This is a genomic window from Streptococcus sp. KHUD_014 (genome assembly GCF_051106275.1).
GTDB lineage: Bacteria > Bacillota > Bacilli > Lactobacillales > Streptococcaceae > Streptococcus.
This window is the reverse complement of the sequence record NZ_CP193666.1, coordinates 1,410,153-1,436,812: the sequence shown is the minus strand read 5'-3', so window position 1 is coordinate 1,436,812 and position 26,660 is coordinate 1,410,153. Positions and strand designations below refer to the sequence as shown.

The 26,660-nt window shown below is 40.0% G+C and carries 25 protein-coding genes; 15 read left to right on the top strand and 10 right to left on the bottom strand.

Annotated elements, in window-relative coordinates:
- Positions 1–57: 57 nt before the first annotated feature.
- From ACORHT_RS06995 to ACORHT_RS06970, 6 genes are all read right to left on the bottom strand, one after another.
- Complete coding sequence (locus ACORHT_RS06995; RefSeq protein ID WP_075229193.1) at positions 58–411, bottom strand: DUF3397 domain-containing protein; 354 nt, start codon at positions 409–411, stop codon at positions 58–60.
- Positions 412–744: 333 nt separating this feature from the next.
- Entirely contained in the window at positions 745–1,605 is an 861-nt protein-coding gene (locus ACORHT_RS06990) for a YihY/virulence factor BrkB family protein (protein WP_434349847.1), read from the bottom strand.
- A 40-nt stretch (positions 1,606–1,645) separates the two neighbouring features.
- Positions 1,646–3,700 carry a cation:proton antiporter gene (locus tag ACORHT_RS06985; RefSeq protein ID WP_434349846.1) on the bottom strand — a complete coding sequence of 685 codons (2,055 nt, stop codon included), beginning with the start codon at positions 3,698–3,700 and terminating at the stop codon, positions 1,646–1,648.
- Positions 3,701–3,711: 11 nt separating this feature from the next.
- Entirely contained in the window at positions 3,712–3,966 is a 255-nt protein-coding gene (locus ACORHT_RS06980) for a hypothetical protein (protein WP_049548182.1), read from the bottom strand.
- Positions 3,959–4,516 (bottom strand): class I SAM-dependent methyltransferase, encoded by a 558-nt coding sequence (locus ACORHT_RS06975; protein WP_434349845.1) that lies wholly within the window; start codon positions 4,514–4,516, stop codon positions 3,959–3,961. Before ACORHT_RS06975 ends, ACORHT_RS06980 begins: the two co-directional genes overlap by 8 nt.
- The gene (locus ACORHT_RS06970) at positions 4,500–5,447 is read right to left on the bottom strand and encodes a TIGR01212 family radical SAM protein (protein ID WP_434349844.1); all 948 of its coding nucleotides are present in this window, start codon (positions 5,445–5,447) and stop codon (positions 4,500–4,502) included. Before ACORHT_RS06970 ends, ACORHT_RS06975 begins: the two co-directional genes overlap by 17 nt.
- Positions 5,448–5,647: 200 nt before the next feature.
- On the opposite strand from ACORHT_RS06970, the gene ACORHT_RS06965 reads away from it, so the two are divergent.
- The 6 genes from ACORHT_RS06965 to ACORHT_RS06940 all read left to right on the top strand — a co-directional run bounded on the left by ACORHT_RS06965 (position 5,648) and on the right by ACORHT_RS06940 (position 11,754).
- On the top strand, positions 5,648–7,834 hold the full coding sequence (locus ACORHT_RS06965; protein ID WP_434349843.1) for a PTS transporter subunit IIBC: 2,187 nt from the start codon (positions 5,648–5,650) through the stop codon (positions 7,832–7,834).
- A 52-nt stretch (positions 7,835–7,886) separates the two neighbouring features.
- The gene (locus ACORHT_RS06960) at positions 7,887–8,705 is read left to right on the top strand and encodes an endonuclease/exonuclease/phosphatase family protein (RefSeq protein WP_434349842.1); all 819 of its coding nucleotides are present in this window, start codon (positions 7,887–7,889) and stop codon (positions 8,703–8,705) included.
- 148 nt (positions 8,706–8,853) lie between these two features.
- Positions 8,854–9,579: a CppA N-terminal domain-containing protein gene (locus tag ACORHT_RS06955; RefSeq protein WP_434350829.1), complete on the top strand. Its 726-nt coding sequence runs from the start codon at positions 8,854–8,856 to the stop codon at positions 9,577–9,579.
- Complete coding sequence (locus tag ACORHT_RS06950; protein ID WP_434349841.1) at positions 9,576–10,508, top strand: serine hydrolase domain-containing protein; 933 nt, start codon at positions 9,576–9,578, stop codon at positions 10,506–10,508. Before ACORHT_RS06955 ends, ACORHT_RS06950 begins: the two co-directional genes overlap by 4 nt.
- Before the next feature lie 9 nt (positions 10,509–10,517).
- Positions 10,518–11,429, top strand: coding sequence for a DMT family transporter (locus tag ACORHT_RS06945; protein ID WP_434349840.1), 912 nt, complete (start codon positions 10,518–10,520; stop codon positions 11,427–11,429).
- A gap of 187 nt (positions 11,430–11,616) precedes the next feature.
- Positions 11,617–11,754, top strand: a complete 138-nt coding sequence (locus tag ACORHT_RS06940; protein WP_434349839.1) for a hypothetical protein — start codon at positions 11,617–11,619, stop codon at positions 11,752–11,754.
- A 98-nt stretch (positions 11,755–11,852) separates the two neighbouring features.
- Here ACORHT_RS06940 and ACORHT_RS06935 read toward each other — a convergent pair whose 3' ends face one another.
- Positions 11,853–13,136 (bottom strand): uracil-xanthine permease family protein, encoded by a 1,284-nt coding sequence (locus ACORHT_RS06935; RefSeq protein WP_434349838.1) that lies wholly within the window; start codon positions 13,134–13,136, stop codon positions 11,853–11,855.
- 261 nt (positions 13,137–13,397) lie between these two features.
- The gene (gene rsmG / locus ACORHT_RS06930; protein WP_434349837.1) at positions 13,398–14,111 is read right to left on the bottom strand and encodes a 16S rRNA (guanine(527)-N(7))-methyltransferase RsmG; all 714 of its coding nucleotides are present in this window, start codon (positions 14,109–14,111) and stop codon (positions 13,398–13,400) included.
- 94 nt (positions 14,112–14,205) lie between these two features.
- Between rsmG and ACORHT_RS06925 the strand changes: the two genes are divergently transcribed.
- The 3 genes from ACORHT_RS06925 (at position 14,206) to ACORHT_RS06915 (ending at position 16,375) form a co-directional block, all read left to right on the top strand.
- Positions 14,206–14,766, top strand: a complete 561-nt coding sequence (locus tag ACORHT_RS06925; protein WP_434349836.1) for a LemA family protein — start codon at positions 14,206–14,208, stop codon at positions 14,764–14,766.
- Position 14,767: 1 nt separating this feature from the next.
- Positions 14,768–15,667, top strand: a complete 900-nt coding sequence (gene htpX / locus ACORHT_RS06920; RefSeq protein WP_434349835.1) for a zinc metalloprotease HtpX — start codon at positions 14,768–14,770, stop codon at positions 15,665–15,667.
- Between the two features lie 111 nt (positions 15,668–15,778).
- Positions 15,779–16,375 carry a lysostaphin resistance A-like protein gene (locus ACORHT_RS06915; protein ID WP_434349834.1) on the top strand — a complete coding sequence of 199 codons (597 nt, stop codon included), beginning with the start codon at positions 15,779–15,781 and terminating at the stop codon, positions 16,373–16,375.
- 387 nt (positions 16,376–16,762) lie between these two features.
- On the opposite strand, the gene ACORHT_RS06910 is transcribed toward ACORHT_RS06915, so the two are convergent.
- Both ACORHT_RS06910 and ACORHT_RS06905 read right to left on the bottom strand, forming a co-directional pair.
- The gene (locus ACORHT_RS06910; protein WP_434349833.1) at positions 16,763–18,322 is read right to left on the bottom strand and encodes an ATP-binding cassette domain-containing protein; all 1,560 of its coding nucleotides are present in this window, start codon (positions 18,320–18,322) and stop codon (positions 16,763–16,765) included.
- Positions 18,323–18,564: 242 nt separating this feature from the next.
- Positions 18,565–18,894, bottom strand: a complete 330-nt coding sequence (locus ACORHT_RS06905; protein WP_434349832.1) for a helicase BlpT — start codon at positions 18,892–18,894, stop codon at positions 18,565–18,567.
- 168 nt (positions 18,895–19,062) lie between these two features.
- Between ACORHT_RS06905 and ACORHT_RS06900 the strand changes: the two genes are divergently transcribed.
- The 6 genes from ACORHT_RS06900 (at position 19,063) to carB (ending at position 26,463) form a co-directional block, all read left to right on the top strand.
- Positions 19,063–19,605 carry a YceD family protein gene (locus ACORHT_RS06900; protein ID WP_434349831.1) on the top strand — a complete coding sequence of 181 codons (543 nt, stop codon included), beginning with the start codon at positions 19,063–19,065 and terminating at the stop codon, positions 19,603–19,605.
- Complete coding sequence (gene nth / locus ACORHT_RS06895; RefSeq protein WP_075229177.1) at positions 19,606–20,235, top strand: endonuclease III; 630 nt, start codon at positions 19,606–19,608, stop codon at positions 20,233–20,235.
- Between the two features lie 210 nt (positions 20,236–20,445).
- Positions 20,446–20,967 (top strand): bifunctional pyr operon transcriptional regulator/uracil phosphoribosyltransferase PyrR, encoded by a 522-nt coding sequence (gene pyrR, locus ACORHT_RS06890; RefSeq protein ID WP_075229176.1) that lies wholly within the window; start codon positions 20,446–20,448, stop codon positions 20,965–20,967.
- Between the two features lie 20 nt (positions 20,968–20,987).
- The gene (locus ACORHT_RS06885; RefSeq protein WP_075229175.1) at positions 20,988–21,911 is read left to right on the top strand and encodes an aspartate carbamoyltransferase catalytic subunit; all 924 of its coding nucleotides are present in this window, start codon (positions 20,988–20,990) and stop codon (positions 21,909–21,911) included.
- A 49-nt stretch (positions 21,912–21,960) separates the two neighbouring features.
- A complete protein-coding gene (locus tag ACORHT_RS06880; RefSeq protein ID WP_434349830.1) occupies positions 21,961–23,043 on the top strand; it encodes a carbamoyl phosphate synthase small subunit in 1,083 nt (360 codons plus the stop codon).
- A 243-nt stretch (positions 23,044–23,286) separates the two neighbouring features.
- A complete protein-coding gene (gene carB, locus ACORHT_RS06875; protein WP_414319522.1) occupies positions 23,287–26,463 on the top strand; it encodes a carbamoyl-phosphate synthase large subunit in 3,177 nt (1,058 codons plus the stop codon).
- Positions 26,464–26,660: the final 197 nt, after the last annotated feature.

Genomic DNA, 26,660 nt, shown 5'->3' with positions numbered 1-26,660 from the left:
CATGGTTCCTTGCCAAACTCAAGAGGTGCTGGCTAATTTTGTTTCTTCTATTAAAGTTTATTTCATCAAAAAGATTTGAACAATCATAATGATATAGAGAAGCAAGGTTAGTAGAAATCCTGCTCTCCAAAAGAATTTGATAAACTTTGGATAGTAAAAACTACGTTTCTTTGTAAGAAAGAAAAATACTAAAATGATGGCAAGTAGTGATAATGCCGTTCCCAATACGGGGAGGTAGTTATGAGTAAATACCTTGGCCGTAATCAAATAATATTCAAATATTAAACAAGGGAAAGCCAAATCAGCAAAGTTGATGCCTTTCTTCTTTAGTTTAAAAAGTTTGCTGATGATAACCGCCAAAGCTAAGGTTAATACCAAAAGCAAAATTGAAGCTAATTTTATTAAAATCATGTCATTATTGTATCATAAAGTATCGATAAATGGAAGGTAAATCCCCTGGTTTAACTATGTTTTATAAAATAATAGTCATCTATAGACAGAATTGATTCCGTTATTTGAGGTGAATTTCTGAAGATCTAAGAAAGGCGGTGGGACAGTAATCAATGGACAAAGTCTCGATTTCTTAGTCCAGACCCACGAGGCTTCAACAAGTCATTTGATTCTTGAAGGTTGCGGATAGAATCAAATGAAATTTTTCACCAAAAAATCCAATCATCAATCGCGTCATAGTTTGATTGCTAATAAAAAGTGAGTCTGTGATCTTTTGTCACACCCTCGTAATCTTTATTCAATTCCAAAATTCGGATCTTTGAGACTTTGCACACTAGCATTAATCACTGCACCGATAATCAATATCTTAGCAATCAGAATGAACCAGAACATCATGACGACTACGATAATAGAACTGAAAAAACGGACGTCTACTAAGTAGTTGACATAATTATTGAAATAGACTGAAAAGATATTTAATAAACTGACGATAGTTAAGACTACAAAAGCACTTCCTGGTAGAATGTAACGAATACGAGTTACTTTAACATTGGGAAGGAAGTAATAGAGCATGATCAAGATTGCAAAAAGGAGAGCATAGATGAGTGGACCCGTAAAGTCCTGAAGATAACTCAATATTGAGCCTTCAACTTGCCAGTGGCTTTTAAGAAAGTCCAATAACATATGGCCAAACATACTTAGGAATAAGGCAAGTGCAAAGAGAATTTGAAGTCCAAAGCTAACCAAGAGGCTCATCAATTGATGAGAGATGATTCCTCTGTTTTTTGCTACGCCATAAGCCTTATTAAAGGCTTTTTGAAGAAAATCCATGGATTTTGAAAAGGTCCAGAGGGCTGATAAGATAGCAAAACTCAGTAAACCAGTTGATGGCTGAGTCAGAACTTCTTTGGCAATCTTCGCGACTACTTCATAGATAGTATCAGGGAGAAATTCCTTGATAGTCAGTAGAAAGTTGGAGATAGGAATTTGAAAGTAGGGTAAGATATTGACCACTATCATGAGTAAGGGGAAGATAGAAATCAACCAATAGTAGGCAACAGCAACGCTGGTTAACTCACTATCAGAAGCTTGATAGTAGTGCAAAAAAGCTTTTAATAAGGGTTTATCAGTCAGCTGTTTCCACAACTTTTTCATTTCACAATCCTCCATAATTAAGTTTTTGGTTACCTATACCTTATTTTCTACGTACCAGCTCCATCATATCGTAAGGTAGGGTATTGGCCGCTTCTTTCAAGGAATAAGTTTCTAAATTATTAACATTTTGCCGAAGTTTTTTTGCATATTGAGCTGAGATGAGTTTTTGAGCTTCGTATTCAAAGATAGATTTACGCTCAAGGTAATAGCCTCTAAGCATTTCATCGATGTTGTTGGGCTTGATACGATTGATAACCCGCTCCACGAAGGCTCCACTTGTGATATTTCCAGTTTCACGGAGACGAGATTCCTGCATAAAGCTAATCAGAGAGCTCTTATAAATCCCTTTGAGGTTTTCCAAACTTTCGATGATAATTTCGGTATTTGCTAGGTAGAGCTCTGCAATCTGGTCATAGTCAATAGCCTGAAGTCTTTGTTTTTCCTTGTCTTTCCATGAACGGAAGGTTTTCCCAAAGGTAACGATCTCATGTAGTAGAAAACGCAATGTCCGTAAGGAAACGAGGAAGTAGTAAGTTAGGCGGGAAGCAAAGTTACGATTGATGCCTTGCTCCATATTTTTCAAGTAGCGTTGGTAGACACGGTAGCCTCTTTCTCCAATCTTACCTTCTTCGTAAGCCTGCTCTAAACTATCACTCTCAATACTAAGAATCAGCAATTTAAGAGCTTCCCAGTCTTCTTGGATTTCTTTATTTTCTTGACTCAGAATAAGATTTTCAATACGTCCATGATAATTGTCAATAGCCGCATAGAGTGGAACCTTGTTTTTTGTGTTCTCTAAATCCTTTTCTAACTCCATAGCGACATCGTTTAGGATGGCAATGTGCATGAGTTGATCCTTAGATGGTTCTTGCTCCTCAGAGAGATGAGGTAAGACTAGCAAACCTGTAAGGAAACTTACAAGCGTTACACCAGCTACGAGGAAGAGAAGAAGCGGGTATTCTTGCTCTAAGTTAGACGGTATCAAGAGGATGGTTGCAATGGAAACTGTACCCTTAACTCCTGAAAAAGTCAGAAGGAGCATGTCTTTGACGTACTTGTCAAAACTTTTATGAAGCTTCTTAATCCGAAAAGCGTAAAATCCATAGATCATGACAAATCGGATAGCAAAAAGCAGGAAGGTCAAGAGGAAAACACTGAGTAAGAGAAGCACTTTGTTGTAGAAAGCACTCTTAAGAATTGGTTCCGCGATCATTTCCAGTTCCATCCCAAGAATGACAAAGACTGAACCATTGAGCATAAAGGTTACAGTGTGCCAAACAGTCTCAGTAACAGTATCAACTTGTGCTTCAAGGAGATTTATTTTTTTGAAACGGCTGGCTTTCAGAATCCCAGCAACAACAACGGCGATGATGCCTGAAACATGAATTTCTTCGGCTATGAAAAAAGTTAAGAGAGGTAAACTTAGTTCCAGTAAGAGTTCGCTTGCGATATCTGTTGCACGGACGCTGAGTAGAAAGGTATGAAGGAAGCGATTGATTAAGGCTGTTATAAGGCCGACTGCAAATCCTCCAACGATAGAAATGGCTAATGAAGTTCCGGCTTGGGTAAGTGAGAATGTTCCTGTTGTCCAAGCTATGAGAGCCATTCGAAAGGCTACTAGTCCAGAAGCATCATTCAGAAGACCTTCCCCTTTTAGGATATTAGAAACCCGCTTTGGGAAGGAAAAGCGTTGAGAAAGGGATGCGAAGGCTACTAGGTCAGTAGGACCTAAGGCAGCACCAACTGCTACGCAGGCAGCTAATGGTAGGCTAGCCCAAAGGACATGAGCGAGTCCCCCCATGCTCAAGGCTGATATAAAGATAACTGGGAAAATCAAAAAGAGGACAATCCGCCAGTGTTTTAGGATGGAGGTAATATCTGATTCTTGAGCTTCGCGAAAGAGTAGCGGCCCGATGACTAAAGCCAGAAACAACTCAGTATCTAAGTGATATTGATTGTTGGGTAAGCAAAGCCCAATTCCAATCCCTAACAAAATTTGAATCAGGGGCATGGGTAAAAAGGGAAGCAGCTTATTGGTCGTACTAGAAACGATGAGAACTAGTAAAAATACCAAGAGATAAAAAAGTAAATTCATTTTCCACCTCCCTATTTTTGGTTACGACAGACTTCAAAAAGTTCCTTTTGTTCTTGAATTTTTTGATCAATCTTTGAGCAGTCCTTATGTTCGATTTTTTTCTGACAACGCTCCATTTCAAGAGTAATCAGTTTTTTCTTGATTTTCAACATTTTCTTGCTCATTCGAGCTTCGTCTAGAATCCCGACTGCACGTTCGTGTTGAGTAGATTCAACAAAGTTGTGACGCATGGCTTCTATTTTATCTTTTAGGTACTGTTTATCCATGTCGATACCTTTCTAATTTTTCAATCATGACCAAAAATGGTGGATTGTTAATTTGGTTGAGGGTGCGATAGATAGTAGCAGTGTATTCTTGTTGTGGTAATTGGCTGACAAAATCCATGACTGCATCCTTTTCTATATCTCCACCTTCATGCCCGTAATAAATCATGATGGCAATTCGGCCTCCCTTAACCAGCATATGGCAAAGTTTATCCAGTGCCTCAAGGGTTGTTTGAGGTTGGGTGATAATACTTTTATCAGCTGAAGGAAGATAACCAAGATTAAAGATGGCTGCCTTGGCTTCTGTCACAAACTGATCCACGGTTTCATGACCTTGTAGAAGTAACTCGACATTGGTTAAACCAGCTTCTTGTAGGCGTTGACTAGTCTTTTCTAGAGCTTGTTCTTGTATATCAAAAGCGTAGACTTGTTTGGCTAACTTAGCTAGAAAAAGGGTATCATGGCCATTTCCCATGGTCGCATCAACGACAATATCTTCTTGAGTGATGACTTGGGCAAGAAAATCATGCGCCATTTCAAGTGGTCTTTTCATTATTAAACTCCTGTTTTACAGCCTTGCATCCTTGAACACTTCCTCTGCGTTTCATTTCAGCCTCAATGCTATTTAGAACTTCCCATTTATTGAGACTCCACATAGGACCGATCAACATATCACGAGGAGCATCCCCAGTGATTCGATGAATGACCATATGCTTGGGAATAATTTCCAGTTGGTCACAGATAACCTTGACATAGTCTTCTTGACTCATGAGCTGTAAACGCCCTTCATGATAATCCCTTTGCATCCGAGTATTGGTCATGAGGTGAAGTAGGTGAAGTTTTATTCCTTGAATATCATTATCCGTCACACAGCGACGCACATTTTCTACCATCATTTCATGACTTTCGCCTGGTAAACCATTGATGAGATGGGCAACGATTTCAATTTTAGGGAATTCTCTCAAACGCTTAACGGTTTCTACGTATAATTCATAAGAATGAGCACGATTGATGAGGTTAGATGTTTCCTCATAAGTTGTTTGCAGACCTAATTCGACAGTCACATGCATGCGTTCCGACAATTCGGCCAAATATTGGATAGTCTCGTCAGGTAAACAGTCTGGGCGTGTTCCGATATTGATACCAACTACCCCAGGTTCATTGATAGCCTGCTCATAGCGTTCGCGAATCACTTCCAATTTTTCATGGGTATTGGTAAAGTTTTGAAAATAAACCAGATATTTTTTGACATCTGGCCACTTACGATGCATAAAGTCAATTTCCTTATAAAATTGTTCGCGAATAGGGGCATCAGGAGCAACGATTGCATCTCCAGAACCAGAAACCGTACAAAAAGTACAGCCCCCATGTGCTACAGTTCCATCACGGTTTGGACAGTCAAAGCCAGCATCAATAGGAACTTTAAAAGTTTTTTCTCCGAATAAATTTCGATAATAATCATTCAAGGTATTATAGGATTTCATAGCTAATATTATAACAAAAAATGGCAGTAAACTCAAAAATGGTCAGTAAGAGATAGCCTACCAGAAAGTGAAGTGAAAGAAAAAGTCAAATTTTTTTTATAAAAGCCTTTACAAAAAAATAAAAAGTGGTAAAATTAAAACATAAACATGCGCAAACGTTTTCGTAAAACGTTTGCCGAATAAATATAAAGGAGATTTGAATGATGAAAGATACATTCAAAAATGTCTTGTCTTTCGAGTTTTGGCAGAAATTCGGTAAGGCTCTAATGGTGGTTATCGCTGTTATGCCAGCGGCTGGATTGATGATTTCAATCGGTAAGTCACTTGCAATGATTGACCCAAACCTTGCTCCCCTAGTTATTACTGGTGGCGTACTAGAGCAAATTGGTTGGGGGGTTATCGGTAACCTTCATATTTTGTTTGCCCTTGCTATTGGAGGAAGCTGGGCTAAGGAACGTGCTGGTGGTGCTTTTGCGGCAGGTCTTGCATTTATCCTTATTAACCGTATCACTGGTACAATCTTCGGTGTATCAGGGGATATGTTGAAGGATCCTAACGCTATGGTTTCAACAATCTTTGGTGGATCTATCAAGGTTTCTGATTACTTCATTAGCGTACTTGAGGCACCAGCACTTAACATGGGGGTATTTGTAGGGATTATCTCAGGTTTTGTTGGAGCGACTGCTTTTAATAAATACTACAACTTCCGTAAACTTCCTGATGCACTTTCATTCTTTAACGGGAAACGTTTTGTACCATTTGTAGTTATTCTTCGCTCAGCAATCGCTGCAATTCTTCTTTCAGCTTTCTGGCCACTGATTCAGACAGGTATCAACAACTTCGGTATCTGGATTGCCAATTCACAAGAAACAGCACCAGTACTTGCACCATTCTTATATGGTACTTTGGAACGCTTGCTCTTGCCATTCGGACTTCACCACATGTTGACTATCCCAATGAACTATACAGCTCTTGGTGGTACTTATGATATTTTAACTGGTGCAGCAAAAGGCACTCAAGTATTTGGACAAGATCCACTTTGGCTTGCATGGGTAACAGACCTTGTTAACCTTAAAGGTACTGATGCTAGCCAATATCAAACATTGCTAGATACAGTTCATCCAGCTCGTTTCAAAGTTGGACAAATGATTGGTTCATTCGGTATTTTGATGGGTGTGGCTGCTGCTATTTACCGTAATGTTGAAGCAGACAAGAAACACCAATACAAAGGAATGATGATTGCGACAGCTCTTGCAACTTTCTTGACTGGTGTTACTGAACCGATTGAATATATGTTCATGTTCGTTGCAACACCTCTTTACCTTGTATACTCACTAGTTCAAGGTGCTGCCTTTGCTATGGCTGACGTTGTTAACCTACGTATGCACTCATTTGGTTCTATCGAATTCTTGACTCGTACACCAATGGCGATCAATGCGGGTCTTGGAATGGATATCATTAACTTTATCTGGGTAACAGCACTATTTGCGGTTATCATGTACTTTATCGCCAACTTTATGATTCAAAAATTCAACTACGCTACTCCAGGACGTAACGGAAACTACGAAACTGCTGAAGGATCAAGCGAGGACTCTGCTAAGGGTGAAGGAAAAGTAGCTGCCTCATCTCAAGCAGTTAATATTATTAACCTTCTTGGTGGACGTGCAAACATCGTTGATGTTGATGCATGTATGACTCGTCTTCGTGTAACTGTAAAAGATGCTGACAAAGTCGGTGATGCAGAACAGTGGAAAGCTGAAGGAGCTATGGGTCTTGTCATGAAAGGACAAGGGGTTCAAGCTATCTACGGACCTAAAGCTGATGTTTTGAAATCAGATATTCAAGACCTTCTTGATTCAGGTGAAATCATTCCTGAAACTCTTCCAAGCCAAATGACTGAAGCACAACAAAACACTGTTCACTTCAAAGGTCTTACTGAGGAAGTTTACTCAGTAGCAGACGGTCAAGTTGTTGCCTTGGAACAAGTAAAAGATCCAGTATTTGCTCAAAAAATGATGGGTGACGGATTTGCTGTAGAACCTGCAAATGGAAACATTGTGTCTCCAGTTTCAGGTACTGTATCAAGTATCTTCCCAACTAAACACGCTCTTGGTCTTGTGACTGAAGCTGGACTTGAAGTTCTTGTCCACATCGGACTTGATACTGTAAGTCTTGAAGGAAAACCATTTACAGTTCACGTAGCTGAAGGACAAAAGGTTGCTGCTGGTGATCTTCTTGTTACAGCTGACTTGGATGCTATCCGTGCAGCAGATCGTGAAACTTCAACTGTAGTTGTCTTTACAAATGGTGACGCAATTAAATCAGTAACATTAGAACAAACAGGAACTCTTGCAGCTAAAACAGCGGTTGCAAAAGTAGAATTGTAATATATCAGAGGTTGGAAGCTGTTTTCCAACCTCTTGTTTATAGGAGAAAATCATGAAGTTTTTAACACTGAATACCCATAGTTGGATGGAAAAAGATCCCCAGCAAAAGTTTCAACTTTTGCTTCAGGATATACTTGAAAACAACTATGATCTTATTTGTTTCCAAGAAATCAATCAGGAAATCACTTCTCCAGAGGCAACCGTCAATCATTTTTATCAAGCTTTACCATCTGCTGAACCGATTCATCAAGACCATTACGTTAGACTCTTGGTGGAGCGTTTAGCTGAACAAGGTCTAGACTACTATTGGACTTGGGCTTACAATCATATTGGCTATGATCGCTACCATGAGGGTGTAGCCATCTTATCAAAAACACCAATTGTGGCACGGGAAATTTTGGTATCAGATGTAGATGATCCAACAGACTATCATACACGTCGTGTGGCCTTGGCTGAAACTGTAGTAGATGGTAAGGAGCTTGCAGTTGCAAGTGTCCATCTTTCATGGTGGGATAAAGGCTTCCAAGAAGAGTGGGCACGATTTGAAGCAGTTTTAAGAGAATTAAACAAGCCTCTATTACTAGCGGGAGATTTTAACAATCCTGCAGGTCAAGAAGGTTATCAGGCTATTTTAGCTAGTCCATTAGCTTTACAGGATGCATTTGAAGTTGCTCAAGAAAGAAGTGGTAGCTACACTGTTCCACCTGAAATAGATGGTTGGAAGGGAAATACAGAACCTCTTCGAATCGATTATATCTTTACCACAAAGGATGTACAGGTAGAAAACTTAGATGTGGTTTTTGATGGTAGCAATAGTCCACAAGTTAGTGATCACTATGGTCTTCAAGCAGTTCTTTCTTGGAAGAATTGATATAACTAGTTTACTAAATACAATAGGCTCCCTTCTAATTTAGAAGGGAGTTTCATGTGCTAAAAAGGTTAATATAGTCAAAGTTTTTAGTTGAATAACTTGTAAAATGCGATAAAATCCTATAAAATAAAAAGTGTTGGAGGAATTTATGAATGTAAATCAAATTGTGCGTATGATCCCGACGCTAAAGGTAAATAATAGAAGATTAAATGAATTGTTTTATATCCAGACCTTAGGTATGAAACCCTTATTAGAAGAGTCAGCTTTCCTATCACTCGGTGATCAATCGGGTGTTGAGAAATTAGTTTTAGAAGAATCACCAAGTATGAGAACTCGGAAAGTTGAAGGGATAAAAAAATTAGCTAGATTAATTGTAAAAGTAGCAAATCCATCTGAGATTGAGGCGCTATTAGCTAGAATGGAGACTCTTCCTCAGTTATACAGAGGAAAGAATGGTTATGCTTTTGAAGTCCTTTCTCCAGAAGGAGATCTCGTCCTTATCCATGCAGAAAATGACATAAAGGATTTAAGACAGGTTGATGAAGAAATCACTTTCCCAAAAGATGAGAAACTGCAATATTTGACAGCATTTGAAGTCTCAGTGGAAATTAACTTGCCTGAAGAGATAGCCAGCCTTCTCGAACAAGGAGAAGTTGAGAATAGTGTAGCTTTCAAGCAAGATCAGGGGGAAGATTTGTTGGTAGAAAATAATGTTACCTGGGACTTGGCCATGCTAAAATTTCAAGTAGAGAACTTGGAACTTGCTGTATTGCGTCAGCGTTTCGAAGAAGCTGGTTACTTTATTCCAAAATCTGAGAAGTTTTTCCTCACTAAGGATACCAACAACATCGAATTGTGGTTTGAAGAAGTATGAAACAAGAAATCATTCAAAAAATAGAGCAACAAATTGAGGCAGGGATTTATCCTGGTGCCTCTTTTGCATATTATCAGGATGGTGCTTGGTCTGATTGGTTTCTAGGCGAAGCAAATCCAGAAACAGCTGAAAAAACTCGTGAGGGTTTGGTCTATGATTTGGCTAGTGTGAGTAAGGTCGTCGGAGTAGGGACTGTCCTAAGCTTTTTGTGGAGTGAAGGGAAGTTAGATTTGGATCAATCGATAAAGGTTTATCTTCCGGAGACAGATTATCCTGATATAACTCTTCGCCACTTATTGACGCATGCAACAGACCTTGATCCTTTTATTCCAAATAGGGACCAACTCTCAGCGGATCAGTTAAGAAAGGCTATGCTTCACCTTAATCGTAGAGAGAAAAGAGCTTTTCTATACTCAGATGTGCATTTCCTCTTACTGGGATTTTGGCTGGAGAACTATTTTAAAAAGGATTTAGACAAAATTCTACAAGAGCAGGTTTTTGAACCGTGGGAGATGAAAGAAACTCAGTTTGGTCCAGTTAGCAGTGCTGTTCCGACTGTTCGTGGACAGGGAGCAGGAGTGGTCCATGATCCCAAAGCTCGTTTGCTTGGGAAACACGCTGGTAGTGCAGGCCTATTTTCAACTGTGAAGGATTTAAAAATCTTCCTAGAGCATTATTTACATGATGATTTTGCTGCAGGATTAAGTCAGAATTTTTCAGATTTGAGTGATAAAGAACGCTCGTTAGCTTGGAATCTTGAAGGCGATTGGCTAGACCATACAGGCTATACTGGGACCTTTATCATGTGGAATCGTAAGAAGCAGGAAGCTGCGATTTTCTTGTCCAATAGAACCTACGAAAAAGACGAGCGTGCGCAGTGGATCATAGACCGTAATCAAGTCATGGACCTAATTCGTGAAGCAGACTAGGGAGGAAGTATGTCAAAAGCTTTTAAAGGAACTCTTTTTACAGTGATTGCTGGTATTGCTTGGGGATTGTCTGGGACCAGCGGTCAGTACCTAATGGTTCATGGGATATCTGCCTTAGTTCTGACTAATATTCGTTTGATAATAGCTGGTTTATTTTTGGTTCTACTGGCCTATACTAAATCAAAGGATAAATTTCTAGCCTTTTTAAAGGATTGTTCAAGCCTGGTTTCCCTCTTTCTATTTTCTTTATTTGGCCTCTTTATAAATCAATTGGCCTATCTATCAGCCATTCAGGAGACAAATGCTGGCACAGCGACGGTTCTTCAGTATGTCTGTCCAGTTGGAATTCTTGCTTACACATGTATCAAGGATAAGGTTGCTCCTACAGTTGCTGAAATAATTTCCATGATTTTGGCCATAGGTGGAACCTTCTTGATTGCCACTCATGGACAGTTTGATCAACTCTCGATTACTCCAGCTGGTCTTTTTTGGGGCTTGTTCTCAGCCCTGACCTATGCACTTTATATCATCTTACCGATTAAATTGATTCAAAAATGGGGAAGTAGCCTAGTTATCGGTATCGGAATGACCCTATCTGGTTTTGTAGCAGTACCCTTTACTGGAATTATTGGAGCTAGTATTCCCTTTTCTTTTGATATCTTTCTTGCATTTTCAGGAATCATCCTTATTGGAACCGTATTTGCCTATACAGCCTTTCTTAAGGGAGCTAGTATGATTGGCCCAGTCAAGTCTAGCCTCTTGGCATCTATTGAACCTATTTCAGCAGTTTTTTTCGCCTTCATGATTATGGGAGATATTTTCTATCCGATTGACTTTGTTGGAATGACTATGATTTTATTAGCTGTAACCATTATTTCATTGAAGGATTTAATGCTAGAAAAGAAACACCACTCAGGGTAATTTGCTAGAACAGTCTTTTTGGAAGGCTGTTTTTTTAATTTTCCAACAAATTGGTTCATATAATTTTTTTATAATCAATCCATATTATTAAAGATAAGGAGGGAATATGAAGTTTCTACAAAGTATTCATCCTGCTAAACCTTAAAAATACTTAAAATGGTTTGATATTTTAATCGTTACTGTTCTAATGTTTGGAGAGTTTGTCATTCGTTCTACTCAACAATTTATGGAGAGTCTATCACCTTCAACTGTTACTAGTGTTGCGGAAACTACAACAAATGTAGCTAGTGATGGGGCAGCCTATTCTAGTAATTTTACTTTTTAATTTATTATGTTAGGGATTACCTTACTTTATCTCTTGATTGCTAGGGGAACTTAAGCAAAAAATCCACTCACTCGAGTGGATTTTTTTATGAATGTAATTTAGTCTTTATTTTCGTATGGCAAGATCAAGTTCAAGAGGATACCTGTCATTGCTGATAGTGCAGTACCTGAAAGGGTAACTGGACCGAGTTTAAGGATTGCTCCACCAAGTCCAAGTACCAGCATTGCACTTGCGATGATAAGGTTACGCATTTGACCGAAGTCTACGCGTTCTTTAATCAAGACTTTCAAACCGTTGCTGGCGATAACCCCGTAAAGAAGGATTGACATACCACCAAGTACGGCATTTGGAATTGTTGAAATCAAGGCAGTGAATTTTCCAAGGAAGCTTAGTGAAATTGCGATAAAGGCAGCGTTACGGATAACTGAGACAGAAGCGATACGAGTCATACCGATAACCCCTGTGTTTTCACCGTAGGTAGTATTAGCAGGACCACCTAGGAAGGCAGATACAGATGTTGCGATACCGTCACCAAGAAGTGTACGGTGAAGACCTGGTTCTTTCAAGAATTGACGGCCACAGATTTGGCTCAAGACCGTGTGGTCTCCGATGTGTTCTGAAATTGTTACGATTGCGATTGGTAAGATTGCAATTGTTTCTGGACCAAAGTAAAGGTTATATTCTTTGAAGGCACCGCCTGTGTTAAACGGAAGGTAGAAGCCTGGGACTTCGAACCAGTTAGCTTCAAGAACAGGAGTGAAATCTACAAGACCGAGAACAACTGCGAAGATGTATCCACCGATGATGGCAAAGAGGAAAGGAATGATACGAAGGAATCCTTTTCCTTTTGTATTGATAAAGGCAGCAATGAGGAAGGTAACAACAGCTACAAGAGCGTTTTTCCAGTCACCATCAGCTACAAGACCAGCATTTGTTACAGCTGAACCTGCAAGTCCAAGACCGATAACGATAATCATTGGTCCGATAACGATTGGTGGCAAGAGTTTGTCGATCCATTTTGTACCAGCAAAGCGGATACTAGTTGAAACAAGGACGTAGACTAAACCAGTCAAGATAACCCCTGTTTGAGCAGCTGAAACATCGCCACCCATTTCCTTCATAGCAAGTGACATTGCAGTTATGAAGGCAAAAGAAGAACCGAGATAGACTGGAACTTTAAAGCCAGTACATACCATGTAAATCAGTGTTCCGACACCTGATGCAAAGAGGGCAACAGATACAGGCATTCCCAAAATCAATGGTACCAAGATGGTTGCACCAAACATGGCAAACACGTGCTGGAAGCTGAGAAGGATTCCTTTTCCAGCCGAAGGACGTTGGTCAACGTCAAGTAACAAATCAACAGTTGATTCTTGTTTCATATAAACCTCACTTTTGGGCATCAAAAAAGAGCCCATTATTTTACAGCAATAGGCTCTCAGAGTAAGACTTCTTCAAAACATGGTTATCCCAATATTAAAGAATTTCATATATTTCTGCGTCTTCGTCACCTCACGGGATGACATTAAAAACCTTTGCTTAGGATAGTATAGCAGAAAAAAATGATTTTGTAAATCATTTTTTCCCGAGCTTGGAAATAAAAAAGTGAGGTTTCTTTTGTAAACAACTTTTTTAAAAATGTTTTAAAGTGGTCGTTTGTTAGGCATACCTGCTTTTCTTGGATATTTGTTAGGAGTTTCCTTTTTCTTTTCAACAATAGTGATGTAGCGAGGATCTCCGTTAGGAAGAGTGTAACTGAGGTTTTCTTCAACCTTACTAAAGAGAAGATTGAGGGCATTTTTAGCTTCAGTTAATTCCTCTGGTGCATTACTTGCCTTAAGTGCTAGCAATTTTCCTCCGACTTTTAGGTAGGGGATAGTCAACTCAGATAATACTTGCATGCGCGCAACAGCGCGGGCTGTCACAACGTCAAACTGGGCCCGGAAGTTCTTATCTTGGGCGAAGTCTTCGGCACGTCCATGATAGAAGTGAACATTTTCTAAACCTAGTTCTTTGGCTAATAGATTAAGAAAGTTGATACGTTTATTTAGAGAATCAATAATGGTTACCTCTAGTTGAGGATAGAGAATTTTCATGGGAAGGCTGGGAAATCCTGCTCCAGCGCCGATGTCTAAGAGTTTAATGGGCTGGTTTTCAATCAATCCCTGTAAAATAGGAGCGATGGAATCATAGAAGTGTTTGAGATAGACTTCTTCTCTTTCTGTAATAGCAGTCAGGTTGATTTTTTCATTCCATTCAACCAAGAGTTCAAAATAACGCTCAAATTGAAATTTTTGCTGGTCAGAAAGAAGAATCTTGTGTTCAGCTAGCAAGTTATAAAATGTTTCTGGTTTCATAGTAGTTTCCTTCTTTAGTATCATCTTATTTTACCACAAAAAGATAGAAATTTGATATACTAGTACTAATCTAAAAACAGAAAGGAGATATCAGATGAATTTGATTATTCTTGGAGTTCTTGCTCTTATTGGTATCTTTGTGATTATTACCTATAATGGATTGGTTAAAAATCGCATGCAAACTAAGGAGGCATGGAGTCAGATTGATGTTCAGTTGAAACGTCGTAACGATCTCTTGCCAAACTTGATAGAGACCGTGAAGGGATATGCAAAGTATGAAGGTTCAACACTTGAAAGAGTTGCAGAGCTTCGCAATCAAGTAGCCGCTGCAACCTCACCGGCAGAAGCTATGAGAGCTAGTGATGCCTTATCACGCCAAGTGTCAGGAATTTTTGCCGTTGCAGAAAATTATCCAGACCTAAAAGCGAGTGGCAACTTTGCTAAATTGCAAGAGGAACTGACTAATACTGAAAATAAAATCTCATACTCTCGCCAACTTTATAATAGTGTTGTGAGCAACTATAATGTCAAATTGGAGACTTTCCCAAGTAACCTAATTGCTGGACTCTTTGGTTTTAAAGTGGCTGACTTCCTTCAAACTCCTGAAGAAGAAAAGGTAGTACCTAAAGTCGATTTTAGTGGTTTCGGTGACTAGGATGTTGTATGATCAAATTGCGAGTAATAAGCGAAGAACTTGGATTTTACTACTAGTATTCTTTCTCCTTTTAGCCTTGCTCGGCTATGCGGTTGGTTATCTCTTTATGAGATCAGGAATAGGAGGTATGGTTCTAGCCTTAATTATCGGCTTAGTCTATGCATTCTCCATGATTTTTCAATCAACAGAGATAGTCATGAGCATGAATGGTGCGCGTGAGGTGAATGAGCAGACGGAACCAACTCTCTATCATGTTGTGGAAGATATGGCTATGGTGGCGCAAATCCCCATGCCACGTGTCTTTATCATCGATGATGCTAGCTTAAATGCCTTTGCTACAGGTTCAAATCCTCAAAATGCAGCGGTAGCAGCAACGTCAGGACTCCTATCGATTATGAATCGTGAAGAGTTAGAGGCGGTTATTGGTCATGAAGTCAGTCACATTCGTAACTATGATATTCGTATTTCTACGATCGCGGTTGCCCTTGCCAGTGCCATTACACTTCTATCAAGTATGGCTGGACGCATGATGTGGTGGGGAGGTGCAGGCCGTGGTCGTAGAAGCGATGACCGTGATAGCGGAGGACTTGAAATTATTATGCTAGTTGTTTCTCTCCTTGCAATTGTTCTGGCTCCCTTAGCAGCAACCTTGGTACAACTAGCTATCTCTCGTCAGCGAGAATTTTTAGCAGATGCTTCAAGTGTAGAGTTGACTCGTAATCCTCAAGGGATGATCAATGCCCTTCGTAAGCTGGACCATAGTCAGCCAATGAGCCGTCATGTGGATGATGCTAGTAGTGCTCTCTATATCAACGATCCTCAAAAAAGAGGTGGTTTGCAAAAACTCTTCTACACTCATCCACCTATTTCAGAACGAATTGAGCGTTTGCAACATATGTAAAAGAATCCAGAGATTTTCCTCTGGATTTTTGCATCTATCACCTCACTTGTGACTTGTCCTATCACAGAAAAGTAGTATAATATATGTAATTATATATTAGTGAGGTGAATCATGTATAAGCGCTGGATGACCTTTTTCTTGATTTTGATTTTCATACCAATACACTTAAGTATAGCTGACAAAATCATGTGGACAAATTCATTAGTCCTCTCAATCATTTTTACACTTGTTGAACTTGCAATATTTTTTTATGTAGGAAGAAAGTATGACCTGTTTCACATTCGAAAAATCTGCCTAAAAGATATCTTGAAATGGCTTTTCTCCTACGCCTTGCTCTTCCTGTTTTATATATTGGTCAATTTTTTAGGACCTACTCAATCAGATACAACTCAAGCGGTGAAAAGTTTATCACTTTCATTGCCTGTGCTCTTTCTAGATCTCTGTATTTTGGCACCCGTTACGGAAGAAATTTTTATGCGAGGAATGTTACAAGGGACGGTATTTAAGAATACATATATTGGCTTAGTTGCCACATCGGTTCTCTTTGCTTATCTACATGGACCCTATACGATTCCTAGTTTTATCACCTATTTAGGTATGGGGTTGGCATTTGGTATAAGGTATAAGACTTCCGATAATCTTTGGAATTCTATTCTTTTACATTTCCTCAATAATCTAGTTGCATTTTGCTTTATGTATTTTAGGTAAGGCCACATTATAATACCTTAGTTTATAAATATAGGTAAAAATTTTTTTACCTATAGAACTGTAACAATAGCCAGTCATGAACTGGCTTGTAGAGCATGTAGCAGAACTTTCTATAGCAAGGCTTCTCAAAAACTCCTCTATACTAAACCCTTAAACTTAGAGTGGATTGAGCGTTTGCAATATATGTAAAAAGAGAGAGTAGTACAGAAATCGGTAATTCGTTAGAATTCGATTTCGTCGTCCCACCTCCGCACAGTTGAGTAGGGCTGTAAAAGCTGATGAAATCAGCCTAGTAGAGCCCACTCAACCACTGCGTCTTGCTCGACAATCCAAAGACTATTGAGAGGCTAGGGCTTTTGTCCCAGCCTCTTTTGCGATTTTCTACATTTATAAATCTTGTAAATCGACTACTTCCAAACCATGCTCTGTCAAACGATAGATAGTCGTACAGACTTCTTTTAAGAAACGCCGATCATGCGAAACAGTGACCAGACCACCAGGGTAATTGGCAAAGAGTTTTCGGATTTCTGGTTGAGAAGTTGGAGAAAAGTTTCGTGTGGGTTCATCCAGAAGGAGAAAGTTTGGTTTTCGCAGTACTAAATTCAAAAGAAGGAGTTTTCCTTGTTGACCACCAGATAAGGAGTGGATTTTGTGGTGCATCTCTGGATAGCTGAAGTTGAGATTGGCTAAGTGAGATTGGATTTTCTGTATTTCCTCTTTGTGTCCAGTTTGGCTAAGAAATTCTACTGGCGATAGGTCCAACTGAAGTGTTTCTTGGTAATCTTGTGGCATAAATCCAAGCGAGATCTCTCTTTTGTCGTTTAGTAGTTGATGTAACTTTGCTAAAAGAGTGGATTTGCCAACGCCATTGGGACCGATGATGCCGATTTTTTCTTGGCCACGGACAGTTAATTGTAACTCCTGAGCCAAAACACTCTCACCAATGGACAAAGTCTCATTTTCCAGTCGAACTAAGACTTTTGAAGCCGCTAATGGCTCTATATCTGAGAAGAAAAGTTGAATTTGCTCTTCTTCAAGTGGCTTTTGGGTCATGGACTGAGCTTCCTTTTCAAAGCGTTTTTCTTGTGAGAGAACATTTTTCATCTTTTTAGCTAGTAGACGCCCAGCAACATCATTTTTAGTATTTCTCAAAGCAGTTTCTACGTTTTGCTTGACTCGACGATGCTTTTCCATGGTTTTATCATAGGCTCGTTGGTCATTGGCAGCTTGCTGGCTCTGTCTTGCAAAATGAGCCTTTCTCTGCTCACTATAGCGATCATAGTCTAAATGTTCGACTAGGGTTTCAGCTTCCTTTCGATGCTTGACTAGTCGTAAGTGGATAACGGTTTCTGCCGTTTGAGAGAGAAAGTCTTCATCATGAGAAATGAAAATAACGGTTTGCCTCATCTTCTGAATCTGACCTTTTAGCCAATCAATCGTCTCAAGATCTAAGTCATTTGAAGGTTCATCTAAAAATAAAATCTCAAAGGGTTTGGCCAATTCATGGATGAGTTGAATTTTCAATGCTTCTCCCCCAGATAGACTACCAATCTCTTGGTCGCTAGTAAAACGATCACTATCAAAATGCAATTCCTCAGCCAAACGATAGAGGAGACTATAGTCCAAATCAGTAGACTCTAAAAAGAAGTAGTCGTGTAGAGTTCTATTTTTTAGTTCCTCAGGTAACTTTTGAGGAATGTAGGCTAGTGATTGAAGGTCAGACTGGATTTCTCCCCTGATAGAAAAATCAGCTAATCTTTCTCCCATTAAAGTTCGAAGTAAGGTTGATTTGCCATTTCCTTCTTCCCCGATAATAGCGACTTTTTCTCCGTCTTGGATAGTCATATTTAAATCGGAAATAAGGTCTCGTAAATCTTTGTTTTGTGTGATGGTCAGATGATTGATTTTTATCATATTGTTGCCCTTTCTAGAATGTCCATAGTGCATAACAAAAAGCTCTACTTTACCTAGTAGAGCCAAACGTCCGTGTCAAAAAAACTCTTTTAAAAGGGCTGAAAATCCAGCAGAAAAAAGAGTACACAAAAAAGAGACAGAAACAAGATCTACTAAATAAAGGTTCTTTATTTGATAGACTTAGTTGTTCATGTCTCCCTTACCTCCGAGTATTAGTACCTCTATCCTATACCTTTCAGGAAATTTTGTCAATAGAAAATCCAAAATTCTAAACTCTAAAATCCAAAAACAGGTCCATAAAGAGTCAGTACGTGTTTGACATGCTCGTAATGGAACTTGTCATAGTTGCGCCAAGCAGTGCGAGCCTGGTCATTTAGCTTTAGGCTACCAAGTCCAATCAAAAGACTAGTAAGTTGGTAAAAGGCTTCTAGTTCAATTAAGATGGCGTTGTCTAGTTTCTCAGCTTTTTTAAGTGCTCTGAGAACTTCGTCTATATTTTGCTGTAAGCGTAGGTCATCAGGCAAGCCTTGTTTGCAGGTTTGGTAAGCTTTATTTAACTCGGAAATGAGTTGATAAGCTTCTAAGATTAGTTCTTTGTCTTCCATATGAGCGTCCTCCTTTGCTCATGTATTGATGTCTATAGTATAGCACAAAAAATAAATTTGTCATAATAAATATATCAAAAAATACAGAAAGATGTTTTAAAAGTTTAGATGCTTTACTTGACCTCCTTTCATGGTATAATCAAGGAAGTAAATCTTTATGGAGGAAGTATGAAATTAAATATTCAAGAAATTCGTAAGCAGCCTGAAGGTTTGTATTTTGAGCAAACTCTAGACTTGTCAGCTGACTTACGTGAGCGTAATCAAGAAATTTTAGACGTAAAAGATATTCTAGCGGTTGGGAAAGTACAGTACGAAGACCGTATGTATTTCCTAGATTATCAACTATCTTACACCATCGTTTTAGCTTCTAGTCGTAGCATGGAACCTGTAGAATTGAAAGAGTCTTATCCAGTGACAGAAGTCTTTATGGAAGGTGCTACCAATCAACTGGACCAAGAGGTTCCTGATGATGACTTGGTTTTACCTATCGAAAATGGTGAAATCGACCTTGCTGAAAGTGTTTCGGATAATATCTTGCTAAACATTCCAATCAAGGTCTTAACAGTAGAAGAAGAAGCTGGTCAGGGATTTGTTTCTGGAAATGACTGGCAAATCATGACTGAAGAAGAATATCAAGCTCAACAAGCAGTCAAGAAAGAAGAAAATAGTCCTTTTGCTGGCTTGCAAGGATTATTTGACGGAGATGAATAGATGGTTTTATCCAAGAAACGTGCCCGTCATGTCATTGAGGAAATCATCGCTCTTTTTCCAGATGCAAAACCTAGTCTAGATTTTCGCAATCATTTTGAACTCTTGGTTGCGGTTATGTTGTCTGCGCAGACAACAGATGCTGCAGTAAATAAAGCAACTCCGGCTCTTTTCGAAGCCTTCCCTACACCTCAAGCTATGGCAGATGCAAGTGAGAGTGACATAGCTAAACATATTTCTCGTTTAGGACTTTACCGAAACAAGGCAAAGTTTCTCAAAAAATGTGCCCAACAGTTACTAGACGATTTTGATGGTCAAGTACCTCAGACACGTGAGGAATTGGAGAGTCTGGCAGGTGTTGGTCGTAAGACAGCTAATGTTGTGATGAGTGTTGGCTTTGGGATTCCTGCCTTCGCTGTAGATACTCATGTGGAGCGCATCTGTAAGCACCATGATATTGTCAAAAAATCTGCTACACCCCTCGAAGTCGAAAAACGAGTCATGGATATCCTGCCACCAGAAAAGTGGTTGCCAGCCCATCAAGCTATGATTTACTTTGGTAGAGCTATTTGTCATCCAAAAAATCCAGAATGCGATCAGTATCCGCAATTATACGATTTTAGTTCGTTATAAGATGGAATTTTCATGTTTTTTTCTTGCATTGATTCCTAGTTTGTGTTATAGTAGTACCAATCAAATATTCCTTTAATCCTGTCCCGTGAGGCAGGCAAGGAGCTGGATCAAGTAGAAGGGTGGAGTCTCTACTGTTTTTGGTAGGGCTAGCTTAACTATATATTCTGAAGTCTCCTTGTTTAAGGAGACTTTTCTTTTTGGAGGTTTGTCATGAAGACAAAAGAAGTAGTTGACGAATTGACCGTCAAGCGAGCGATTACTCGAATCACCTACGAGATTATCGAGCGAAACAAAGACTTGAACAAGATTGTATTGGCAGGGATAAAAACACGAGGTGTCTTTATTGCCCGTCGCATTCAAGAACGATTGGAACAGTTGGAGTCAATCTCAGTACCAATCGTTGAGTTAGATACAAAACCATTCCGTGACGATGTTAAAAGTGGGGAAGATACTTCTGTCATTTCTGTTGATGTAACGGATAGAGAAGTGATTTTAGTGGATGATGTACTCTATACAGGTCGTACCATCCGAGCAGCCATTGACAACATCGTTAGCCATGGCCGTCCTGCTCGTGTGAGTTTAGCAGTTCTAGTAGACCGAGGACATAGAGAATTACCAATTCGTCCAGACTACGTTGGTAAAAACATCCCAACCAGTCGTTCAGAAGAAATCATCGTAGAGATGACTGAACTTGATGGACAAGATCGTGTTCTTATTACTGAAGAAGCCTAGATAGCAAAAAGGAGTTAGCCATGTCAGAAAATCAACAAGCCATTCAACACGTAGTTTCTATGGAAGACCTTACTGTAGAACAAGTCATGAAATTGATCAAACGCGGAATCGAATTTAAAAATGGAGCAAAAGCTTCTTACGAAGACCAACACATTGTCTCTAATCTCTTCTTTGAGAGTTCGACTCGTACCCACAAATCTTTTGAAGTAGCAGAGATCAAACTGGGACTTCACCTATTGGACTTCGATGTGAAAACAAGTTCAGTCAATAAGGGTGAAACACTCTATGATACAATTTTGACCTTGTCAGCCTTAGGAGTGGACGCCTGTGTCATCCGACATCCAGAGGTGGATTACTACAGAGAGTTGATCGCAAGTCCTACTATTACGACTTCCATTATCAATGGTGGGGATGGTTCGGGTCAACACCCAAGCCAAAGCTTGCTTGATTTAATGACGATTTATGAAGAATTTGGACACTTTGAAGGACTCAAGGTGGCCATTGCTGGAGACCTTGACCATTCACGTGTGGCTAAATCCAATATGCAAATCTTAAAACGTTTGGGAGCAGAACTCTACTTTGCTGGTCCAGAAGAATGGAGAAGTCAAGAATTTGCGGACTATGGAAAGTTTGTAAATATTGATGAAATCATTGACCAAGTTGATGTGATGATGTTTCTTCGTGTTCAACATGAACGCCATGATAGTGGAACAGGTTTTTCAAAAGAAGGCTATCACACTCAACATGGTTTAACTCAAGAACGCTATGACCGCTTGAAGGAGAAGGCTATTCTGATGCACCCTGCTCCAGTCAACCGCGATGTTGAAATTGCTGATCACTTGGTTGAAGCTCCAAAATCACGGATTGTTCAACAGATGACTAACGGTGTCTTTGTCAGAATGGCAATCTTGGAATCCGTATTGGCATACAGAAAAGCAAAATAAGACACAAAACGTTAAAAGATGCCTGAGAGCATCCACGAGAGGTGAATTTATGACAAAACGACTTCTAGTATTAGAAGATGGTACAATTTTTGAAGGAAAAGCCTTTGGGGCTGAAATTGACGTCACGGGTGAAATCGTCTTTAATACTGGGATGACTGGTTACCAAGAATCGATTACAGACCAGTCTTATAATGGACAAATCCTGACCTTTACCTATCCTTTGGTTGGAAATTATGGGATTAACCGTGATGACTATGAATCCATCAGTCCAACCTGCAAAGGTGTAGTGGTGTTTGAAGAAGCTCGTAGAGCCAGTAACTGGCGCAACCAGATGACATTGGATGAATTTTTGAAGTCTAAGAAAATCCCTGGTATTTCAGGTATTGATACACGTGCTTTGACAAAAATCATTCGCAAACATGGGACTATGAGGGCGACTCTGACACATGTGGGAGATAGTATCGATCACATCACAGATCAGCTTCAAGCAACTGTTCTACCAATTGACAATATCAAGCAAGTTTCTACCAAAACTGCTTACCCAGCTCCAGGAGTAGGTTTGAGCGTGGTACTTGTAGACTTTGGTCTTAAGCATTCGATTTTGAGAGAATTGTCTAAGAGAGACTGTAATGTAACGGTGGCTCCTTATACAACAACTGCTGAGGAAATTCTTCACTTGAATCCAGACGGTGTTATGCTGTCAAATGGTCCAGGAAATCCTGAGGATGTACCAGAGGCACTAGAGATGATTCGTGGAGTTCAAGGTAAAATTCCGATTTTTGGGATTTGTATGGGGCATCAGCTCTTTTCAATGGCTAATGGTGCCAAGACCTATAAGATGAAGTTTGGTCACCGTGGCTTTAACCATGCAGTCCGTGAAATTGCAACAGGGCGCGTGGATTTTACTAGTCAAAATCACGGTTATGCAGTGAGTCGAGAAGATTTTCCAGAGCACTTGATGATTACTCATGAGGAAATCAATGACAAATCTGTAGAAGGGGTACGACATAGATATCAACCTGCCTTCTCCGTACAATTCCACCCAGACGCTGCACCTGGCCCACATGATGCAAGCTACCTTTTTGACGAGTTTATCGAAATGATGGAAGCTTTTAAAGCAAGCAATCGTTAAAACTAACAACTTCCCGTATGAGATTTTTTATAGTAAAGCATCGTTTCGCTAAAAAATCGTCGGAGAATTTATTTAATGGCAACCAGAGAGTTGCCGAATAGAAAGGAGAAGGGTGTTCCGTATTTGCTGAATTGAATACGGGCTACGGACGGTGCTAAAAAGATAGTTATTCCTAGAACTGACGGTTCTTCGTCATAACTCCTATTTTAGCTTTGTCCGCTTGACGCCCTTAATATCTTGTAAATGCCTAAACGTACTGATATTCAAAAAATTATGGTGATTGGTTCTGGTCCGATTATTATTGGTCAGGCTGCTGAGTTTGATTATGCTGGGACCCAGGCCTGCTTGTCTTTGAAAGAGGAAGGGTATGAGGTTGTCTTGGTAAACTCAAACCCTGCGACTATCATGACGGACAAGGAGATTGCGGACAAGGTTTACATTGAGCCGATCACACTTGAGTTTGTAACGCGTATTCTCCGTAAGGAACGTCCAGATGCCTTGCTTCCAACACTTGGAGGTCAAACAGGTCTTAATATGGCTATGGAATTGTCTAAAAATGGTATCTTGGATGAGCTCGGAGTAGAACTTCTTGGTACCAAATTGTCTGCCATCGACCAAGCAGAGGACCGCGATCTCTTTAAACAATTGATGGAAGAACTCAAGCAACCGATTCCAGAATCAGAAATTGTAAATACGGTTGAAGAAGCAGTTTCCTTTGCAGCAACTATTGGCTACCCAGTTATCGTCCGCCCAGCCTTTACTCTAGGTGGTACTGGTGGTGGTATGTGTGCCAACGAGGAAGAACTACGTGAAATTGCTGAAAATGGCTTGAAGTTGTCACCTGTTACCCAGTGTTTGATTGAACGTTCAATCGCTGGCTTTAAGGAAATTGAATACGAAGTCATGCGTGACTCAGCTGACAATGCTTTGGTTGTTTGTAACATGGAAAACTTTGACCCAGTCGGAATTCATACAGGAGATTCCATTGTATTTGCCCCAGCGCAGACTATGTCAGACTATGAAAACCAAATGCTTCGTGATGCAAGTTTGAGCATCATCCGCGCTCTCAAGATTGAAGGTGGATGTAACGTTCAGTTGGCCCTCGATCCACACAGCTTTAAGTACTATGTCATCGAAGTAAACCCTCGTGTATCTCGTTCTTCAGCCCTTGCTTCTAAGGCTACGGGGTATCCAATTGCAAAATTGGCTGCAAAGATCGCAGTAGGATTGACCTTGGATGAGGTCATTAACCCAGTTACAGGTTCAACCTATGCCATGTTTGAGCCAGCCCTTGACTATGTGGTGGCTAAGATTCCACGTTTCCCATTTGACAAGTTTGAAAAAGGGGAGCGTCGTCTGGGTACCCAAATGAAGGCAACTGGTGAAGTTATGGCTATTGGTCGTAACATCGAGGAATCTCTTCTTAAGGCTTGTCGCTCCCTTGAAATTGGGGTGCATCATAATGAAATGCCTGAACTTGCAGATGTTTCAGATGATGCCTTGATTGAAAAAGTTGTCAAAGCCCAAGATGACCGTCTCTTCTATGTGTCAGAAGCTATTCGCCGTGGTTACACACCAGAAGAAATTGCTGAGCTTACAAAAATCGATATCTTCTATCTGGATAAACTCTTACATATTTTTGAGATTGAGCAAGAATTGGGCTCATATCCACAAGATCTTGAAGTTTTGAAAACTGCAAAATTGAATGGTTTCTCAGATCGTAAAATCGCAGAACTTTGGGAAACGACAGCTGATCAAGTTCGCCAACTTCGTTTAGAAAACAAGATTGTCCCAGTTTACAAGATGGTAGATACTTGTGCCGCAGAATTTGAATCAGAAACTCCTTACTTCTACTCAACATATGGATGGGAAAATGAGTCTATCAAGTCTGATAAGGAATCTGTACTTGTCCTAGGTTCTGGTCCAATCCGTATCGGTCAAGGGGTTGAGTTTGACTACGCAACTGTTCACTCTGTTAAGGCAATCCAAGCTGCTGGCTACGAAGCCATCATTATGAACTCAAACCCAGAGACAGTTTCTACAGACTTCTCTGTATCGGATAAACTTTACTTTGAACCATTGACTTTTGAAGATGTGATGAATGTCATCGATTTGGAGCAACCAAAAGGCGTTATTGTTCAGTTCGGTGGTCAAACAGCTATCAACCTTGCTGAGCCATTGGCTAAAGCAGGTGTGACTATCCTTGGTACGCAAGTTGCTGACCTAGACCGTGCCGAAGACCGTGACCTCTTCGAACAAGCTCTCAAAGACTTGGATATTCCACAGCCACCTGGACAGACTGCTACAAACGAAGAAGAAGCAGTACTTGCAGCCCGCAAGATTGGTTTCCCAGTCCTTGTTCGTCCTTCTTATGTCTTGGGTGGACGTGCTATGGAAATTGTAGAAAACGAAGAAGATCTCCGTTCTTACATGCGCACAGCCGTTAAGGCAAGTCCAGATCATCCAGTTCTTGTAGACTCTTATATCGTCGGTCAAGAGTGTGAAGTAGATGCTATCTCAGATGGACAAAATGTCCTCATCCCAGGTATCATGGAGCATATCGAACGCGCAGGCGTCCACTCAGGTGACTCCATGGCTGTTTATCCTCCACAAACCTTGTCTCAAAAGGTGCAAGAAACTATCGCAGACTACACAAAACGCCTAGCAATCGGCCTTAACTGTCTTGGTATGATGAACATTCAGTTTGTCATCAAGGATGAAAAAGTCTACGTTATTGAGGTCAATCCACGTGCCAGCCGTACGGTTCCATTTCTTTCTAAAGTGACCAATATCCCTATGGCTCAAGTAGCAACCAAGCTCATTCTTGGTCAAAAACTTGAAGAACTTGGCTACCAAGATGGACTTTACCCTGAAAGCACCCGTGTTCATATCAAGGCACCTGTCTTCTCCTTTACCAAGCTAGCTAAGGTAGACAGCCTCCTCGGTCCTGAAATGAAGTCAACAGGCGAGGTCATGGGTTCTGATACCACTCTTGAAAAAGCCCTCTACAAGGCCTTTGAAGCTTCTTATCTTCACTTGCCAACCTTTGGGAATGTTGTCTTTACCATCGCTGATGATGCCAAGGAAGAATCTTTGGGATTGGCTCGTCGTTTCCAAGAGATTGGATACGGGATTTTGGCAACTCAAGGAACAGCATCCTTCTTTGAAAATCATGGTCTTAAGGCCCAATTGGTAGGGAAAATTGGTGATGATGAAAAGGATATTCCGAGCTTTGTACGCAAAGGGAAAATTCAAGCCATCGTCAATACCGTTGGAACAAAACGTACAGCAGACGAGGACGGTGAGCAAATCCGCCGTTCAGCCATTGAACATGGAGTTCCACTCTTTACAGCCTTGGATACAGCAGATGCCATGCTTAAGGTACTTGAAAGTAGAAGTTTTGTCACAGAAGCCATTTAGGCTCTGCTTTATTTGAGAATAAATTATTAACCAGCGTCAAAAGACGCTGGTTTTTCCTCTTTTATAGAGAAATCAAGTTAGAAATAATAGTTACAGTTCACTATTAAATGTCAAAGTTTATCAATAGATTTATCATTATCGTTAATGAGTAGACTTATTCTGACTTTCCCTAAAATTTTGTTGAATTTTCTTAAGTT